Here is a 16,546-nt window from a genome sequence, read left to right on the forward strand (position 1 = left end):
CTCACATCCCCAGAAGGCTGGTGGGCTCGGCTTCCGCGCCGCTGGGCGCCTGCCCGACCACCACGTTCTCGCCCGCCTTGAGGCCGGACAGGATCTGCACCGCAGTAGCGGTACGCAGGCCGGTCGTCACTGCGCGCTCACGGGCGCGGCCCTTGGCATCGATCACCTGTACGGTCGCGCGGTTGCCCTCCTTGTCGTCGCTCTCGGACACTGCCGTCAACGGCACCTGCAGCGCATTGGCGGCGCGTGCCAGCTGGATCGTCACCTTCACCGTCATCGACGGCTTCAGTTTCAGGCCCGGATTGGGTACGTCAAACAGCCCGGCGTAGTACACCGCCTTCGGCGTCTGCGCCGATCCACCCGTGTTGCCGGTGGCCACGTCGGCAATCGACGATGGCGCAGGTTCAAGCTGCTGCAGATGCGATTCGTAACGGCGTCCACCCGGTCCCAGCGTGGAGAACCACAGGGGTTGGCCAGGCGCGATCAGTTCCACATCGGCCTCCGCGATCTCGGTGCGAACCGTCATCGTGTCCATCTGTGCCAGCATCACGATGGTCGGCGTGGTCTGCATCGAGTTCAACGTCTGCCCGGCCTTGGTGACGATGGCCACGATGTAGCCGTCGGAAGGTGAGACGATGCGGGTGTAGCCCAGGTTGATCCGCGCGGTTTCCACCTGGGTCACCGCCTGGTCGATCTGTGCCTGCAGCGCTGCGACGTCCGAGCGCGCCGCTTCGCGCGCCACCCGTGCGGTCTCGAAACCTTCCTGCGAAACCAGCCGCGACGCCACCAGCTGCGCCTGGCGCTCATGCACGCGGATGGCCTGGGCATAGCGCGCCTCGCTGGCCGCATGCTGGGCACGCAGCGTGTTGGCAGCCGCTTCGGCGCTGCGCAGGGCGATGCGCTGCGGCTGCGAATCCACTTCGGCAATCAGGTCGCCAGCGTGCACACGCTGGCCCAGCACCACATGCAGGCGCTTGACCTGGCCCGATACCTGCGCCCCCACCGCCACCAGTTCCTTGGGGTTGACCCGGCCAACGGCCTGCACGGTCTTTTCCAGGTCCGCCACCCTTGCCGGCGCCGTGATCAGCGCGGCATCATCACCCTCGGCAAACAGCCACCAGCCGGTACCCCCTGCAAGAAGCGCAACGATTGCGGCAATGATCCAGGTCCTGCGGTTGTTCATCGGAAGGCTCGCATGCACGCAGCCACCGGATGTGACCGCAGAATCCGCAGTCTGGAAGGTGGTGGTGGATGTTTCTTGGAGCCACTGTGGAGATTGCATGGAGGCCGCACCTCCGTTCAGGCACGGGGCCCGCTCCTGAACGGCACGGATCGCGTCCACGAAATCTCGACACAATCTCGACCAAGTCTCCATCAACGGCCCTTAGCCTTGTCGGCCTCGCCGACTGCGTCCCCGCCGTGTCTCTCCCGTTTCCAGACCTGCCTCCCATCGATGTCCGCCGCGCCTACCTTGCCTGGTGCGTGCCTTCGCCGTGGCTGCTTGCACTGGTACTGGCGTCGACCAGCGCCTGGATGCTTGCCAGCGCGAACCCGGCGCCGCCCCTGCTGGCAGGTGCCGGAGCCGCCGCGCTGGTGGGGTTCCGCAGCGAAGGCCCCGCCCATTCGGCACGCACGGGCACCTTGGCGTCGCTGGCGCTGATCGGCCTCGCGTCCTGGTCCGCCTCCAGCGCTGACGTGAGCCTCATGCCTGCAGGGATAGCAGCTGTCCTCGTCGCCGCGTTGCTTGCCCTGCGCCTGCGGGCCTTGGTCCGCATGGCCCGACGCCTGCAGGACCGGGTAGATGCAACGGGCATGGAATCACGGTGGAACAAGCTGCCTGCGACCGTATCGACCCTGCTCGCACAGCACCTGCACGGGACCGCAACACTGGCGCCTGCCCTGCAGCACACGCTGGTTCTGGCCACGCTCGCGTGGGCAGCCGACGAAGAAGCGCAGACCCTGGAACGGCCGCGATGACACCGTCGCCGGCGTCTCCCATTCCTCACTTGAAACCGCAGCATGCAATGAAATCCGATGCCCGCACGCGCCAGACGCCCCTGGTGCTGATTGCCGAAGATGAAGGTGAAATCGCCGACATCCTCGGCGCCTACCTGGCTCGTTCAGGCCTGCGCAGCGCCCGCGCTGCCGACGGCGAAGCCGCCCTCGCCAGCCACCGCCAGCTGCGCCCCGACCTGGTGCTGCTGGATGTACAGATGCCCAAGCTGGACGGCTGGCAGGTGCTGAGCGAACTGCGCCGGCGCGGCAACACGCCGGTGATCATGCTCACCGCGCTCGACCAGGACGTGGACAAGCTGACCGGCCTGCGCGTGGGTGCCGACGACTACGTGGCCAAGCCATTCAACCCGGCCGAGATCGTGGCGCGCATCCAGGCTGTCCTGCGCCGCAGCGCTCGTACCGTGGTCGAAGAACCCAACGGGCTGATCCGCCAGGGGCCGTTCGAGATCGACCTGCGCAGCCATGAGGTCACCGTGCGCACCCATGACCACGTGCATGCTTTGAGTTTCACGCTCACCGAGTTCCGCCTGCTGGTGCACATGGCCCGCGCTCCCCGCCAGGTGCATGCACGCGTTGACCTGCTGCATGCCTGCCTGCCCGAAGGCGATGCGCAGGAACGCACCGTCGACAGCCACGTCAGCAAGCTGCGCCGCAAGCTGGAAGAGGTGGGCGTGATCGGCATCCCCGCCACCATCCGCGGTGTCGGCTATCGTTTCCTGGACTGAATGATGAACCCCAAAGGCAAGAGCATCGGCCGCCAGATCACGCTGTCCATCACGGTCGCATCGTTGTGTTCGACGGTGCTGTCGATCAGCGGCTTCTACCTGTTCTACTACCTGATGGAGGTGTTCTATCCGCGCTGGTATGACGAGCCGGAAACGATCATGCCGTCCGGGCTGGAATGGCTGTGGATCGGCCTGACCGCCATCGTCGTCGTCATCTTCGCCACGCTGGTCGCCTCGCGCCTGACCCGGCGCATCATCACCCCGTTGAACTCCGTGGCCGAGAGCCTGCGCCGGGTGGCCAGCGGCGATCTGGATGCCCGTGCACGCGGTGGTGATGCATCGATGGCCGAGGCGGCCGCGCTGGTCAGCGATTTCAACTCCATGGCGGAGCGCCTGAGCCGCATGTCGGAGAACAGGGTGTTCTGGAATGCCGCCATCGCGCATGAACTGCGTACGCCGATGACCATTCTGCGCGGGCGTCTTCAAGGCATCGCCGAAGGTGTGTTCGAGCCCGGCCCCGAGCAGTTCAACAGCATGCTGACCCAGCTGGAGGGCCTGACCCGCATCATCGAGGACCTGCGCGTGGTGAGCCTGGCCGAGAGCGGCCATCTCGACCTGCGCCTGCAGCGCAGCGATGTCAGCGTGCAGGTGGCGGCAGTGGTGGAGGCGATGTCCGAGGCGCTGACCGAAAGTGGCTTCTCGGTGAGCCTGGACGCGCGGCCGTCGCTGGCGGACTGCGACCCGGCCCGCGTCCGCCAGGCGGTGCTGGCATTGCTGGAAAACGCCCGTCGCCATGCCATCCCCTGCCCGCTGCGGGTACGCGTCACGCTGGCGGAGGGGCACTGCACGGTGGCCGTGGAAGATGGTGGCCCCGGCGTGCCGGACGAACTGCGTGACAGCATCTTCGAGGCGTTCCAGCGCACCGATGTCTCACGTTCGCGGCAGAGCGGTGGCTCTGGGCTGGGGCTGGCGGTGGTGCGCGCGATTGCCGTGGCACATCACGGAACCGCGCGATGCCGTGCTACCGAACGTGGCGGCAGTGCCTTCGAAATCCGCTGGCCGGTGCACGCGCGCCGTTGAGGGCGCAGCGTTGCGGCAGACGCTGCTCTGGTAGTTGCCCACCGTGGTGGGCACCACGCGCGCCGCTGAACGCCGCCGGTTTCTCCACGCAATCTCCATCGTCCCTCCATGCCCGCTCCAAAGGGCTGCAGATACTGGGCACAACCCGGGAGATGGCAGGCATCCGTCCCCTGCCCTGTCCCCGACCCCACCCAGGCATCCCATGAAACACCCCCACGATCCGGCGGCCGCCGCCGGCAGCATCGGCCAGCAGAATGCGGCCGCCACCCTGAAAGCCATCCTGCGCACCTATCCCTGGCAGCTCACCGGCACCTTCTCGCTGGTCGCACTGGAGAACGCGCTGCTGCTGGCCTATCCACTGTTCGCCGGTTTCGCGGTGGATGCCATCATCCGCGGCGACATCGGCCATGCCATTTCCTACGCCGGCGTGGTGCTGCTGTTCTGGCTGGTCGGTGCCGCCCGCCGCGCGGTCGATACCCGAACGTTCACCCGCATCTATGCCGACCTGGCGGTGAACGTGGTGCAGGCGCAGCGCCGCTTGGGCCAGGCTACATCCACTTCGGCGGCCCGCGTGGTGCTGGCCCGTGAGTTCGTCGACTTCTTCGAGAAGCACGTGCCGATCATCGCCACGGCATTGGTGTCGATGTTCGGTGCAGCGGGGATGCTGCTGGCGATCGAGCCGCTGGTCGGCGCCGCAAGCCTGGTCGCGCTGCTGGGTGCATTGTTGCTGCTGCCGTCGTTCGCACGCCGCAACGAGCAGCTGCATGGACGCCTGAACAACCGGCTGGAGCATGAGATCCGCCTGGTGGACCGGGTCAGTCCCTCGGTGTTGCGTCGCCACTACACCACGCTGTCGCGGCTGCGCATCCTGCTCTCCGATCGCGAAGCGAGTGCCTTTGTGGTCGTTGGCGCGGCGGCAGCGGTGCTGTTCGCGCTGACCATCGGCCGCCTCGCCACCACCGACGGAGTTACTCCGGGCCATGTGTATGCGGTGATGACCTATCTGTGGACCTTCGTCGGCAGCCTGGATGATGCGCCGTCAATGGTGGATCAGCTGGCGCGGCTGAAGGACATCGGCCGGCGAGTCAGCCCGGGCATGGAGGACGCGGAGCACAAGGACGCCGCTTGACCGGTGGATGCCCATCCTGGTGGGCAACGATGTGTCGCGGCGCCAACCAAGGTTGGCGACTACCGGGGCAACGCTGCCAACCAGGATTGGCGGTTACCTCCCGCCTGCCGTGCGCCCGCACATCGTCAATGCACCGATGATCAATGCCTGCATGCTGCGGTCGAACTCGGCCTCCTGTGCTTCCCGATCCCGTGGCCGGCGCGTGGTGTCCGCCACGGCGTGCCGCGAGTACACGGTGTCGGCCAAGGCCACGGCGTGATAGGCCACGGTCGACAGCAGCCATGCTGCCTGTTCCTGCGGCAGATCATGCACACGACTGAACTCGGCATGGTGGCGCTGGATGCGTGCCACCATCTCCGGCGTCTTCGCACCGTGGCTCACCAGGAACGGGGCGAGACCCGGATTCTCATCCACCAGTGTCCGCAATGAACGCTGGAACGCGCACAGATCGTCGTTGATGCTGCATCCCGCACCGACCTCCAATGGCGGTGCCTGCCAACGCTCGAAGATGACCTCAGCCACCAGCTCGCGCAGCGCTGCCAGATTCGCCACATGCTTGTACAGCGCGATGTGGCTGACCCCCAGCGCTGCCGCCACGCCCACGAAGCTCAACCCCGGCAGCGTCATCGCGATGCCAGCGTCGGCGATGCGCTCGCGGGTGATGGTGGGCGGTCGCCCACGGGCAACGGTCTTCTTCGGTGCAGCCATGCTGTTGCGGTTCCTGCGCGGCGCGCTGGCAAGGCCTGTCATGGTGGTCTGCGGCAACGCAATGGTCAACGCGTTGCATACGCCTCCAGCAGGCCTGGGTTGCGGGGCGATCAATTTAGTTTACTATGATGTAACTAATTCGCATTCGCAGCCTTCTGGATCGTTGTCGATGTCCGCGCCCACCCTTTCCACCACCCCGGCCGGGCCGGTGCGCGGCGCCGACCACGACCGTGGCCTGCAGGCGCTGCGCGTCCACGTCGTTGACGTCACGCAGCCCTGTACCAGCCTGCTTCGGCTGGTCGTACAGCTGCCGCCACAGGCCGAGCTGGCACCCTGGCAGCGCGCCAACACCGCCGTGCGCATCCAGCTGGGTACCGCGTTCGGCGATGTGTCACGGATCTACACCGTGCGCAGCGTCGACGCCCGGACCCGCCGTTTCACGCTGGACGTGGTGCTGCACGAGGCACCGGGGCCGATGCTGGCCTGGGTGCGTGCACTGCAGCCCGGTGACGCCATCGATCTCACAGGTCCGCGCCCACATCTGCAGGTGCCGCATCGCGAGGGCAGCGTTGCTCTGCTGTTCGCCGATCAAAGCGCCATCCCGGCACTGTTCGCCTTGCTGCAGCAGTGGCCCAGCGGCCTTCGCGCGCAGGCCTGGATCGCTTCGGATGACCCCTTCCCGGTAGACGAACTGACCGCCGTCGACGGCGTCTGCGTACAGCGCCTGGCCACGGGCGCTACGCCGTTGCTGCAGCAGGCACGCCGGTTGCACATGGGGGCGAACACCGTCTGGGCCGCAGGCGAACGCGAGGAGATGCGCGCCCTGCGCCGCTACTTCCTTGAAACGTGCGGTCTGCCGCGCGCAGACGTCGCCGTGGCCGGCTACTGGAAACACGGCCAGACCACCACCGAAACCGACCAGCGCCGCCGTCGCAACTACGAACGCGTGCTGGCGCGCGGCGGTGGCCTGCAGGACCTCGACGACCTCGCCGACGACATCTGATCCACCCCGCAACACCCGCGCCCTGCGTTTCGTTCCACCCAGCCACAGATCGCCCACGCACCTCGCGTGCAGCATTGCCCCAGCGGCAGTGCCGTGCCCTCTGCCAGCCATTCCACAGCCCGCGTCGTCCTGCCCGTGCAGGCCACCGACGGCGCCGTGCTGGCCGATTGCACGACCCACCACACGAGAACTGCCATGTCCCTCCCCGCCCGAATCCTGCTCTCCCCACGCCGCACGACCCTATCCCTGGCCGCGCAGGCAGCGCTGCTGCCGGCGTTGCTGCTCGCTCCCCTCGCCCATGCAGATGAAGCAACCGACAGCGCCCGCCAGCTGCCCACGGTGAACGTGCGCGCCGACAAGACCGCGCCTGCCGATGCCTATGCCGGCGGCCAGGTCGCCCGCGGCAGTGGCGTCGGCCTGCTCGGTGAGCTCGACTTCATGGACACCCCGTTCAACACCACCCGTTACACCTCCGGGTTCATCGAGAACATCCAGGCACCGGACCTGGTCCGGGTAATTGCGCTGACCGATCCCAGCGTCTACAACAGCGGCTCCAGCGGCGGCATCACCGACTACTTCAACATCCGTGGCTTCGGTGTCGCCTCGTCGGATATCGGGTTTGGCGGACTCTATGGCCTGATCCCCTACTACCGCGTCACCCCCGAACTGGCCGAGAGCATCGAAGTGCTCAAGGGGCCATCGGCACTGCTCAACGGCATGCCACCGGGTGGTTCGGTGGGTGGCGCAGTGAACCTGGTGCCCAAGCGCGCAGGTGATACGCCGTTGACCCGCTTCACGGCCAGCTACAGCAGCGATGCGCAGTTCGGCGGTCATCTGGATGTTGGCCGTCGCTTTGGCGCGCAGCAGCAGTTCGGCGTACGCCTCAATGCCGTGCATCGCGAAGGCGACACCGCCACCGATCACCAGCAGCACAGGACGCAGCTGGCATCGCTGGGCCTGGACTGGCGAGGTGAACGCTCGCAGGTCTCGCTGGACCTGTTCAGCAGCCGTGACCATGTGGATGGCCTCAATCGCGGCGTTTCGCTGGCAGCCGGACTGGCCGTGCCCCGCCCGCCGAAGGCCAGCACCCTGTTCGCACCGGATTGGACCTTCAGCAACGTCAAGGACTCAGCCGCCGCGCTGCGCTGGTCGTTCGACATCAATGACCACCTGCAGGCGCATGCCAGCTACGGTCACGGCCATACCGATTTCGATTCCATCGCCAGCGCCACCACGCTGATCACCAACACCGCCGGCGACTTCCGCAACAACTTCGCCCACCAGCGCTTCATCTACAGCAAGGACACCGCCGAAGCCGGCCTCTCGGCGCGCTTCCGCACCGGCGCGGTCGATCACGCACTGGCGATCAGTGCCGCGTGGTACCAGCACGACCAGAAATTCGGCTTCAAGCGCAATCTGCTGGCCCGCGACTGGGTAACCAACCTGTACGACCCACAGTGGGGCCCGGCCATCGATCGCAGCTTCAGTGATGCGTCGCTGCCGAAGACCGCGGAAGTGCGTACCACCAGCTTCGGCATCGCCGACACGTTGTCCTTCATCGATGACCGCGTGCAGCTGACTCTGGGCATCCGTCACCAGACCGTGCTCAGCGACACCTTCGATGGCAGCACCGGAAAGCGCACCGCACGCTACGACGCCAGCGCCAATACCCCGGCTGGTGCACTGCTGTTCAAGGCCAGCGATCAACTTTCGCTGTACGCCAACTACATTGAGGGCCTGAGCCAGGGCAGCACCGCCCCGGTCAGCGCAGCGAATGCGGGCGACGTGTTCCCGCCGTACAAGACGCGCCAGCGCGAGGTGGGTGCCAAGTTCGACTTCGGCCATTTGGCCAGCGCATTGAGCGTGTACGAGATCGAAAAGCCGAGCGCCTATACCGACCCGGCCACCAATGTGTTCTCATTCGGCGGCCAGCAGCGCAACCGTGGCGTGGAATGGACCGTGTTCGGCCAGGCCACCGAACGACTGCGCGTGCTGGGCGGCATCGGCTGGCTGCAGCCAAAGCTGACCCGCACCCAGGGCGGCATCAACGAAGGCCGGCTGGCCACGGCCACCCCGCAATGGCAGGGCAAGCTGGGCGTCGAATGGGACGTGCCGACCGTGGCCGGCCTCACCCTCACCGGCAACGCGGTCAGCCTGTCCAAGGGCTACATCAATGCAGACAACAGCCAGTGGGTTGCAGGCCGCACCGTGTTCGATCTCGGTGCCCGCTATGCGACGCAGGCGGCCGGCCATCCGCTGGTACTGCGCGCGACGGTGCAGAACGTGACCAACAAGGCGTACTGGGCCGGCAGCCTCGGCTCCGGGCTGGGCACGCCACGCACCGCCCTGCTGTCGGCCACCGTCGATTTCTGATCCTCGTTTCAAGGGCACCACGCCATGGCGCGTGGTGCCCTGGAGAAGTGACTTGACCGTTTCCCGAACTGCTTCCGTGCTGGCCTGGCTGCCCCTGGTCTCACGCATCATCGCCGCGTTGTTCGGCGGCTATGTACTGGCCGCACTGTGCAGCATCGCCACACTGGCGCTGCCCATCGATGTCCGCCAGGCCGTGTTCACCGGCATGTTGGCCAGCTTCCTGCTGTATGCCGGCGCCGTGGTCTGGGTGTTCGCGGTGCGCTCGGCGTGGCGCGCATGGATCGGGCTGATCGTGATCGCCCTGCCACTGTGGCTGGTCGCGCGAGCGGTCGGCCAGGGAGCGGGCGCATGAGCAAGGGCGATCGCACCGCGAAGCCACGCGGCATCCGCCAGACCATGTCCGACCTGCATATCTGGGTCGGATTGCTCGCGGGCTGGATCCTGTATGCGATGTTCCTCACCGGCACCGCCAGCTACTTCCGCGACGAGCTCTCGCGCTACACACGCCCCGAAATCGCTACGCCCTCCAGCCTGCCAGAGGCGGCGGTGGTCGCGCAGCGCACGGTCTCCAACCTCATGGCCGATGCACCGGATGCCAGCCAGATCAACCTGAGCCTGCCAAGTGCGCGCATGCCGTGGGTGTCGGCGATGTGGGCCAGCCCGGGCGGCCGCGGCCGGCATGGTTTCGATTCGGGCCTGTTCGATGCCAGCACCGGTGCGCCCTTGCAGGCGCGGGACACCGGCGGTGGCGACTTCTTCTATGCGTTCCACTTCAACCTGCACTACATGCCAGCCATGTGGGGCCGCTGGATCGTGGGCGTCTGCGCGATGTTCATGCTGGTGGCCATCGTCAGCGGCGTGATCACCCACAAGAAGATCTTCGCCGACTTCTTCACCTTCCGCTGGGGCAAGGGCCAGCGCTCGTGGCTGGATGGTCACGCGGCGCTGTCGGTACTCGGCCTGCCCTTCCATTTCATGATCACCTGGAGTGGCCTGGTGATGCTGGCGGTGCTGTACATGCCGTGGGGGCTGGCCAAACTGCCGGACAAGCGCCAGCAGGCCGAGGTGGTCAGCGAAATGCGGCTGTTCCTGCCGCCGCAGAAGGCCGCAGGGCACACCGCTCCACTTACGGACATCGGCGCACGGGTGCGGCAGGCCGAACAGCGCTGGGGAACCGGCGCGGTAGGCAGCGTGCAGGTGCAGAACCCCGGCGATGAGAACGCACGCGTGGCTGTGGTGCGCGCGCAGTCGAGCCGCGTTTCGACCACGCCGAACTACCTGCTGTTCGATGGCGGTGGGCAGCTGTTGCAGATCAAGGAGCACTCGGGCGTCGCCGCTGATACCCAGGGCGTCCTGTACGGCCTGCACCTGGGGCGCTTTGCTGACACTGCGTTGCGCTGGCTGTACTTCACCGTCAGCCTGGCCGGCACCGCCATGGTCGGCACCGGGCTGGTGCTGTGGACGGTCAAGCGCCGTACACAGCTGCCCGACCCGCAGTGCCCCCACTTCGGCTTCCGCCTGGTCGAGAGGCTCAACATCGCCACGGTGGCTGGGCTGTCGGTGGCGATGGCGGCCTATCTGTGGGCCAACCGCCTGCTGCCCACCGGACTTGATGGGCGTGCCGCGTGGGAGGTGCACGTATTTTTCCTGGCCTGGGCGGCAATGTTCGTTCATGCCACGCTGCGTGCGCCGAAGCGTGCATGGGTCGAGCAGTTCGTGTTGGGTGCGTTGATGCTGGCGTTGCTGCCGGTACTGACGGCGGTGACCACACCGCATCCGCTGTGGCACACGTTGGCCACGGGCGACTGGGCGTTCGCCGGCACCGACCTGACCCTGCTGGCCCTGGCCGCCCTGCACGCTCTGCTGGCGTGGCGAACCTGGAAGCATGCGCCAAAGTTGAAGCGTGCACGGCCGTCTGCAGCGTCATGCAATGCCGCTGCGGAGGCCAGCGCATGATCCACGTCATTCTGTTCGTGTTGTCTCTGGCCGCGTTCACCTGCCTGGCACTGGCAATGGAGCGCCATCAGCGGGACGTGCTGCATCGCGTGTTGAGCGTTGCTACGACGCAGCAGCTGCGCGCGGTCGGATGGGCGCTACTGGTGTTCAGCACCGTGTTCGCGATGCGCGGGTTGGGCCTGGGTCTGGGTCTGGCCGCGCTGTCCGGTCACACCAGCGTCGCCGCTGGCGTGGTCGTGCTGGCGATGGTGGCGCATGGACGGCTGAATCGGTAGCTGCCCACCTTGGTGGGCACCAACACTGTGCGGTGCCGACCCAGGTTGGCGGCTACCCGGGCAACGTACCGCACGATGCCGGGAACGGCCGGGCTTCCAGGGTGATCTCGATGCGCTCCACGCCCTTGCCCTGGTTCTTCCGCTTCAGCGAGAGCGTGCCGATCTCCCCGGTACGGCGTGGATGGGTGCCGCCACAGCCCATCTGCGCGAAGCCCTCCACCTGCCAGAAGCGGCGGTGGTTGGCCTCGTCGGAGAACGCGGTAATGATCGGCAGGTCGGCAGCGACCAACGCGGCGGACTGGGCCTGCAGCGCATCAAACAGCACCGAGATGCTGCCTTCCCGCGCGAAATCGATGCGGGCCTTGGCCGGGCCGATATGCGCACCGACCTTGTCGATGCCCGGCTCCAGCGCATACACCAGCTGCAGGATCATCTCCGCCGCAAAATGGTGGCGCATCAGGCCGTAGCGGCGCAGGCCATCAACCTCGACCATGACCACATCGCCTACCCGCAGGCCGTGCCCCTGGGGCAGTCGATAGGCGATGTCCAGTCCATCCCTGCGTGCTTCCTGCACCGGATGGCCACCGATGGACCCGGCGTCGCTTTCCTGGCCACCGGAGAACGCGAAGAAGATGGTCTCGTCCAGCCGGACCTCATCACCCAAGGCAGAGCTGACCCGCGCCTCCTGGCGCAGGCGGTAGGGATCGTCCCAGAATGCCTTGATCGTCATCGTGACCTCCAACCCGAAGACGCTAGCACGGTGCAGGTTCGCGAACGCGTTGGCCGGAGCACGAATCCCCGTGCGCGATGACCAATATGATCGGCAAGCGACCGCGGCTTCGGTAGCTGCCCACCTTGGTGGGCACCGATGAAGGGCGGCGCCAACCAAGGTTGGCGACTACCAGGCGCGATGGGTACCCATGCGCCGCTCGGCGCTACAGGAACTCCGCCATGCGCTGCAGTTCGTCTTCGAGCGCGCCACGAAATACCTTGTCGCGGGCCAGCGACTTGCCGGCATAACCCACGTTCGACACCAATTCACCGTCGCGCACGCTGAGATTGGCCCAGCCCACCACCTGGTCGTGCCACAACACCGGCAGCGCGTAGTACCCGTACTGGCGTTTCGGTGCAGGCGTGTAGGCCTCGAACTTGTACACCCATCCCCACAACAGCTCGAAGCGGCGGCGATCCCACACCACCGGATCGAACGGCGCCAGCAGGCGCACCTGTTCGTCCGGCGCATGCCGGCGCGAGCGCGGATTCTCGTCCGCCGGCCAGTACCAGGTGGTGCCCTCCAACGTGCAACTGGCCAGCTGCTGCTTGGCCAGCGCCAATGCCCGCCGGGTCTGCTCGGCCAGATGCGGCGCGCCATAGCCCAGCAGGCGCACCAGATAGGTCAGGCTGGCCGAGGGCAGCGGCGCGTACTTGCGCACCACCAGGTCGACCAGGGCTGCGGCGCGTTCGACCTGCGCCTGCTCGCTGGCATCCGGTTCGGCGTGCTCGGCCACTGCATAGATGCGGGTGCCACTGTCGCGCCGCTGCACGCGCAGCAGGCCTCGGTAGTGCATGCCATCCAGCAGGTGCGTGCTCGCGTTGCTGGTGCCGCCCCAGTAGTTGGTCACCCGCCCATGCGCGAACGCCTGGTCGACCTCGCGCGGGTGCACGCTGCCGCGCTCGCGCACGAAGGCCAGCACGTCGGCCGCGCGGCGATGGGTCTCGGCGTCCCACTCGCGCCTGGAGACGCGCGGGTGCATCAGTGCCAGGTGCTCGCGAGGCAGGAAACCGTAGTTCACCAGGCAATCCTCTTCCACCGGCAGACGCGTGTAGCGCCGCTCAAGGTCACCGGCGCGGTAGTCCTTCACCCGGTGGCGCAGGGTCAGGTCCTGCGCGCGTGCGGGTGCCCGGATCGGATCGGCCTGCACGAAGCCCAGCCGTCGTATCGCGGTCAGCAGCGTGGTCGGCTTGAACAGGGTGCGCGCCACCGCGTAGCGGCGAAGATCATCGAGAGTGGGGGTGGCAGGCATGGCCGCATTGTATTCTCGACACTACGCGATCGGTCCAGTAGAGCCAGGCCATGCCTGGCTGGCGTCGTGGTGAACGGCCACGATCATCCACGCAGGGCGTGCATCTACCGAAGCCGCGATACTTCCAACGAACCGATCACCAGTGCCCGCATGCCCTGCTTGAACTCGGTGATCACCTGCCCCTCTTCGTCGTCCGCAATCGCATAGATCGTGTCGGCGCCGGCGATGCAGTAGAAGGCGATCGTGGCCAGCAGCCAGCGCGCCTTGTCCACCGGCAGGCCGAACACCTCGGCCACGTGCGCCTGGTGCGAGGCGATCTTTTCCAGCATCGGCGCGGTCGCCACCGTGCGCCGCAGCAGGTATGGCGGCAGCCCGGGATGCGCCTTCACCACCTCGCACAGTGACTCCACGAACCCCATCAGGTAGGCCTCCAGCCCACCCGGCGCGTCAACCGACGCGCGCGGAATCTGCCAGCGCTGGAACACCGCCTCCGCCACCAGGCGCTTCAGCGCCTCCAGGTTCGCCACGCGCTTGTACAGCGCCGCCTGGGTCACCGCCAGTTCGGCGGCCACGTTGGCCATGGTCAGGTTGGGCAGGCCCAGGCGGATGCCGATGTCGGCCAGGCGCTCCGGGGTGATGGTGGGCGGGCGGCCACGGGTCGGCGCCGTTGGATCGGGGTGCGTGCTCATGCGGTGCCTGCTATTACGGTGCGCGTCCATACCCTGCTGAGGGTGCCAGCAAAGGGACCCTCTTGTCCGCTTCGATTGATTTAGTTTACTTTACTCAACTAATTCGGAGTGCGTCCAGCACGCTGCCCGTAATCGAGCCCATGGCTCACCTCCCGCCAGGTCCCCACCCAGCCAACAACCCTGCGCTGCGCCCTCTCCCCGTGCTTGCCGTCGGCAGCGCGCCAGGCGCGCTCGCGCCTGCGATTCACAGGACTCTGGCATGACCGTTTACAATTTCACTTCTGCGCAGCATCGTGCTGCCGCCGCATCCTCCAGCCTGATGCATCCGCCGGGCATGCCCCTGCGCTACCGGATGTCCGCCCTCGCGCTGGGGCTGCTGGCCTCGTTTGCCGCGCTGGCCGACATAGCACCCTCCACCCTCCCCTCGGTGCAGGTGCAGGAACAGCGGCGGGTCACCGCGGACTATGCAGGCGGGCAAGTGGCTGCCGGCAGCCGCGTCGGCCTGCTTGGCGACAAGGACTTCATGGACACGCCGTTCAGCACGGTCAGCTACACCGAGTCCTTCATCCGTGATCGCCAGGCCAAGGACCTGACCGACGTCATTGCCGCCACCGACCCCACGGTATTCAGCAATGGCGTCACCGGTTCCTGGAGCGAGAACTATGCGATCCGCGGCTTCGCCTCCAGCACCAGCGACACCACCTTCAACGGGCTCAGCGGCATGGCGCCGTACTACCGCACCTCGCCGGAAATGTTCGAGCGCATCGAAGTGCTGAAAGGCCCCTCCGCGCTGCTCAACGGCATGCCGCCGGGCGGCTCGGTCGGTGGCAGCGTCAATCTGGTACCCAAGCGTGCCGGCGATCAACCGCTGCTGCGGGTCAGTGCCAACTTCGCCTCCGATGCGCAGTTCGGCACCCATGTGGATATGGGCCGCCGCCTCGGCGCCGACAAGCAGTTCGGCATCCGCTTCAACGGCGCCTGGCGTGACGGTGATGGCGCCGTGGGCAAGCAGCGCAAGAAGGTACAGCTCGGTTCGCTGGCACTGGACTGGCGCGGCGAACATGCGCGGCTGTCGGCCGATCTGTACAGCGCCGATGACCGTGTCGACGGCCCGGCACGTGGCGTCGGCCTGGCACCGGGCGTGGCCATTCCACGCCCCCCACGCGGCGATACGCTAATCAACCCGGACTGGGCCTACGTGGACAGCCAGGACAAGGGTGCGATGCTGCGGGGCGAGCTGGATATCAACGATAGCCTTATGGCCTACCTCGCCTACGGCACCAGCAGGACCGACTACCGCTACAACGGTTCGATCAGCGCGCAGATCCTCAATCCGGCCGGCGACTTCACGACGGTGATCGGCCAGCTCGCCTTCGACATCAAGAAGCAGTCCGGTGATGCCGGCCTGCGCGGTTCGTTCCGCACCGGCAATGTGGGCCACCAGTGGGCCGCCAACGTGACCCATTACCAGCACACCCAGAACGACTACGGCCGCCGCAGCGTGCCCGGCTGGGACTGGACCACCAACCTCTACAACCCGGTGTGGGGCCCGGCGGCGCCGTTCGTGGCACCGCACATCTCGCATACCGAACTGAAGTTGGATAGCCTCGGCTTCGCCGATACCCTTTCCTTCGCCGATGACCGCGTGCAGCTGACGCTGGGCGTGCGCCGCCAGCAGGTGGTCAGTGAGACCTTCAACGTGGCCACGGGCGCACGTACTTCGCGGTATGACGAGAGCGCCACTACCCCGGCAGCAGCCTTGCTGGTGAAGGCCACCGACACGATCTCCCTCTACACCAACTACATCGAAGGCCTCAGCCAGGGCGCCACCGCGCCGATGACTGCCGCCAACGCCGGCGATGTGTTCGCCCCGTTCCGCACCAAGCAGAAGGAGCTGGGCCTGAAGCTGGACCTGGGCAGCTTCGCGCACACCTTCAGTGTGTACGAGATCAAGCGACCGAGCAGCTACACCGACCCGGTCACGAATATCTTCTCGTTTGGTGGCGAACAACGGAACCGCGGCGTGGAATGGGGCTTCTTCGGGGCACCCATCGACGGCGTGCGCCTGCTCGGTGGCGTGGCCTACGTACAGCCGAAACTGACCCGCACGGCCGGTGGCGTGAATGAGGGGCGCATCGCCACTGCCGTGGCGCAGCGGCAGGCCAAGCTCGGTGTGGAATGGGATGTGCCGACCTTGCAGGGCCTGACCTTGACCGGCAATGCCACGGCGATGTCGAAGCAGTACATCAGTGCGGACAATAGCCTATCGGTGCCGGGACGCACCCTGTTCGACGTGGGCGCGCGCTACAGCACGACGCTGGCGGGTCGACCGCTTGCGCTGCGGGCCACCGTCAACAACCTGACCAACAAGGCGTATTGGGGCATGCCGTTGTTGTCGAGCCTGGCGCTGGGTGCACCGAGGACGGTGCTGGTGTCGGCAACGATGGAGTTCTGAGGCGGGCGAAAAACTGTCAACGGGATCCACGCCTGGCGTGGATCTACCGGGAACTGTAGAGCCAGGCCATGCCTGGCTGGTTCCATGGTGATCCGCCAAACGCATCCACGCCT

At 66.8% G+C, this 16,546-nt stretch carries 15 protein-coding genes; 10 read left to right on the forward strand and 5 right to left on the reverse strand.

All coding sequences use genetic code 11. The annotated features are described in order from the left end of the window. Nucleotide 1 precedes the first annotated feature (1 nt). Nucleotides 2-1,183, reverse strand: coding sequence for an efflux RND transporter periplasmic adaptor subunit (locus ACZK4H_RS11645; RefSeq protein WP_099551041.1), 1,182 nt, complete (start codon nucleotides 1,181-1,183; stop codon nucleotides 2-4). A gap of 236 nt (nucleotides 1,184-1,419) precedes the next feature. Between ACZK4H_RS11645 and ACZK4H_RS11650 the strand changes: the two genes are divergently transcribed. The 4 genes from ACZK4H_RS11650 (at nucleotide 1,420) to ACZK4H_RS11665 (ending at nucleotide 4,950) form a co-directional block, all read left to right on the forward strand. Then, nucleotides 1,420-1,977: a hypothetical protein gene (locus tag ACZK4H_RS11650; protein ID WP_239503775.1), complete on the forward strand. Its 558-nt coding sequence runs from the start codon at nucleotides 1,420-1,422 to the stop codon at nucleotides 1,975-1,977. 47 nt (nucleotides 1,978-2,024) lie between these two features. Beyond that, on the forward strand, nucleotides 2,025-2,741 hold the full coding sequence (locus ACZK4H_RS11655) for a response regulator (protein ID WP_099551042.1): 717 nt from the start codon (nucleotides 2,025-2,027) through the stop codon (nucleotides 2,739-2,741). 3 nt (nucleotides 2,742-2,744) lie between these two features. Continuing rightward, a complete protein-coding gene (locus ACZK4H_RS11660) occupies nucleotides 2,745-3,821 on the forward strand; it encodes an ATP-binding protein (protein WP_099551063.1) in 1,077 nt (358 codons plus the stop codon). A 202-nt stretch (nucleotides 3,822-4,023) separates the two neighbouring features. Continuing rightward, complete coding sequence (locus ACZK4H_RS11665; protein WP_099551043.1) at nucleotides 4,024-4,950, forward strand: ABC transporter six-transmembrane domain-containing protein; 927 nt, start codon at nucleotides 4,024-4,026, stop codon at nucleotides 4,948-4,950. Between the two features lie 93 nt (nucleotides 4,951-5,043). Here the strand turns inward: ACZK4H_RS11665 and ACZK4H_RS11670 are convergent, their stop codons facing one another. Continuing rightward, nucleotides 5,044-5,658, reverse strand: a complete 615-nt coding sequence (locus tag ACZK4H_RS11670; RefSeq protein ID WP_099551064.1) for a TetR/AcrR family transcriptional regulator — start codon at nucleotides 5,656-5,658, stop codon at nucleotides 5,044-5,046. Nucleotides 5,659-5,827: 169 nt separating this feature from the next. On the opposite strand from ACZK4H_RS11670, the gene ACZK4H_RS11675 reads away from it, so the two are divergent. From ACZK4H_RS11675 to ACZK4H_RS11695, 5 genes are all read left to right on the forward strand, one after another. Continuing rightward, nucleotides 5,828-6,661 carry a siderophore-interacting protein gene (locus ACZK4H_RS11675; protein WP_099551044.1) on the forward strand — a complete coding sequence of 278 codons (834 nt, stop codon included), beginning with the start codon at nucleotides 5,828-5,830 and terminating at the stop codon, nucleotides 6,659-6,661. A 195-nt stretch (nucleotides 6,662-6,856) separates the two neighbouring features. Beyond that, nucleotides 6,857-9,034: a TonB-dependent receptor gene (locus tag ACZK4H_RS11680; protein WP_099551045.1), complete on the forward strand. Its 2,178-nt coding sequence runs from the start codon at nucleotides 6,857-6,859 to the stop codon at nucleotides 9,032-9,034. 52 nt (nucleotides 9,035-9,086) lie between these two features. Beyond that, nucleotides 9,087-9,386 carry a DUF3649 domain-containing protein gene (locus ACZK4H_RS11685; RefSeq protein ID WP_099551046.1) on the forward strand — a complete coding sequence of 100 codons (300 nt, stop codon included), beginning with the start codon at nucleotides 9,087-9,089 and terminating at the stop codon, nucleotides 9,384-9,386. After that, on the forward strand, nucleotides 9,383-10,990 hold the full coding sequence (locus ACZK4H_RS11690; protein WP_099551047.1) for a PepSY-associated TM helix domain-containing protein: 1,608 nt from the start codon (nucleotides 9,383-9,385) through the stop codon (nucleotides 10,988-10,990). Before ACZK4H_RS11685 ends, ACZK4H_RS11690 begins: the two co-directional genes overlap by 4 nt. Continuing rightward, nucleotides 10,987-11,265: a DUF3325 domain-containing protein gene (locus tag ACZK4H_RS11695; RefSeq protein ID WP_099551048.1), complete on the forward strand. Its 279-nt coding sequence runs from the start codon at nucleotides 10,987-10,989 to the stop codon at nucleotides 11,263-11,265. Before ACZK4H_RS11690 ends, ACZK4H_RS11695 begins: the two co-directional genes overlap by 4 nt. A gap of 52 nt (nucleotides 11,266-11,317) precedes the next feature. Here the strand turns inward: ACZK4H_RS11695 and ACZK4H_RS11700 are convergent, their stop codons facing one another. The 3 genes from ACZK4H_RS11700 to ACZK4H_RS11710 all read right to left on the reverse strand — a co-directional run bounded on the left by ACZK4H_RS11700 (nucleotide 11,318) and on the right by ACZK4H_RS11710 (nucleotide 13,978). Next, a complete protein-coding gene (locus tag ACZK4H_RS11700) occupies nucleotides 11,318-11,995 on the reverse strand; it encodes an alanyl-tRNA editing protein (protein ID WP_099551049.1) in 678 nt (225 codons plus the stop codon). Nucleotides 11,996-12,200: 205 nt separating this feature from the next. Beyond that, nucleotides 12,201-13,289 carry a DNA glycosylase AlkZ-like family protein gene (locus ACZK4H_RS11705; protein ID WP_099551050.1) on the reverse strand — a complete coding sequence of 363 codons (1,089 nt, stop codon included), beginning with the start codon at nucleotides 13,287-13,289 and terminating at the stop codon, nucleotides 12,201-12,203. A gap of 104 nt (nucleotides 13,290-13,393) precedes the next feature. Then, a complete protein-coding gene (locus ACZK4H_RS11710) occupies nucleotides 13,394-13,978 on the reverse strand; it encodes a TetR/AcrR family transcriptional regulator (protein WP_014647283.1) in 585 nt (194 codons plus the stop codon). A 259-nt stretch (nucleotides 13,979-14,237) separates the two neighbouring features. Here ACZK4H_RS11710 and ACZK4H_RS11715 point away from each other — a divergent pair, with 259 nt between their 5' ends. Then, nucleotides 14,238-16,433 (forward strand): TonB-dependent receptor, encoded by a 2,196-nt coding sequence (locus ACZK4H_RS11715; protein WP_099551051.1) that lies wholly within the window; start codon nucleotides 14,238-14,240, stop codon nucleotides 16,431-16,433. Nucleotides 16,434-16,546: the final 113 nt, after the last annotated feature.

It is taken from the genome of Stenotrophomonas sp. 78350_Sma (assembly GCF_056482105.1).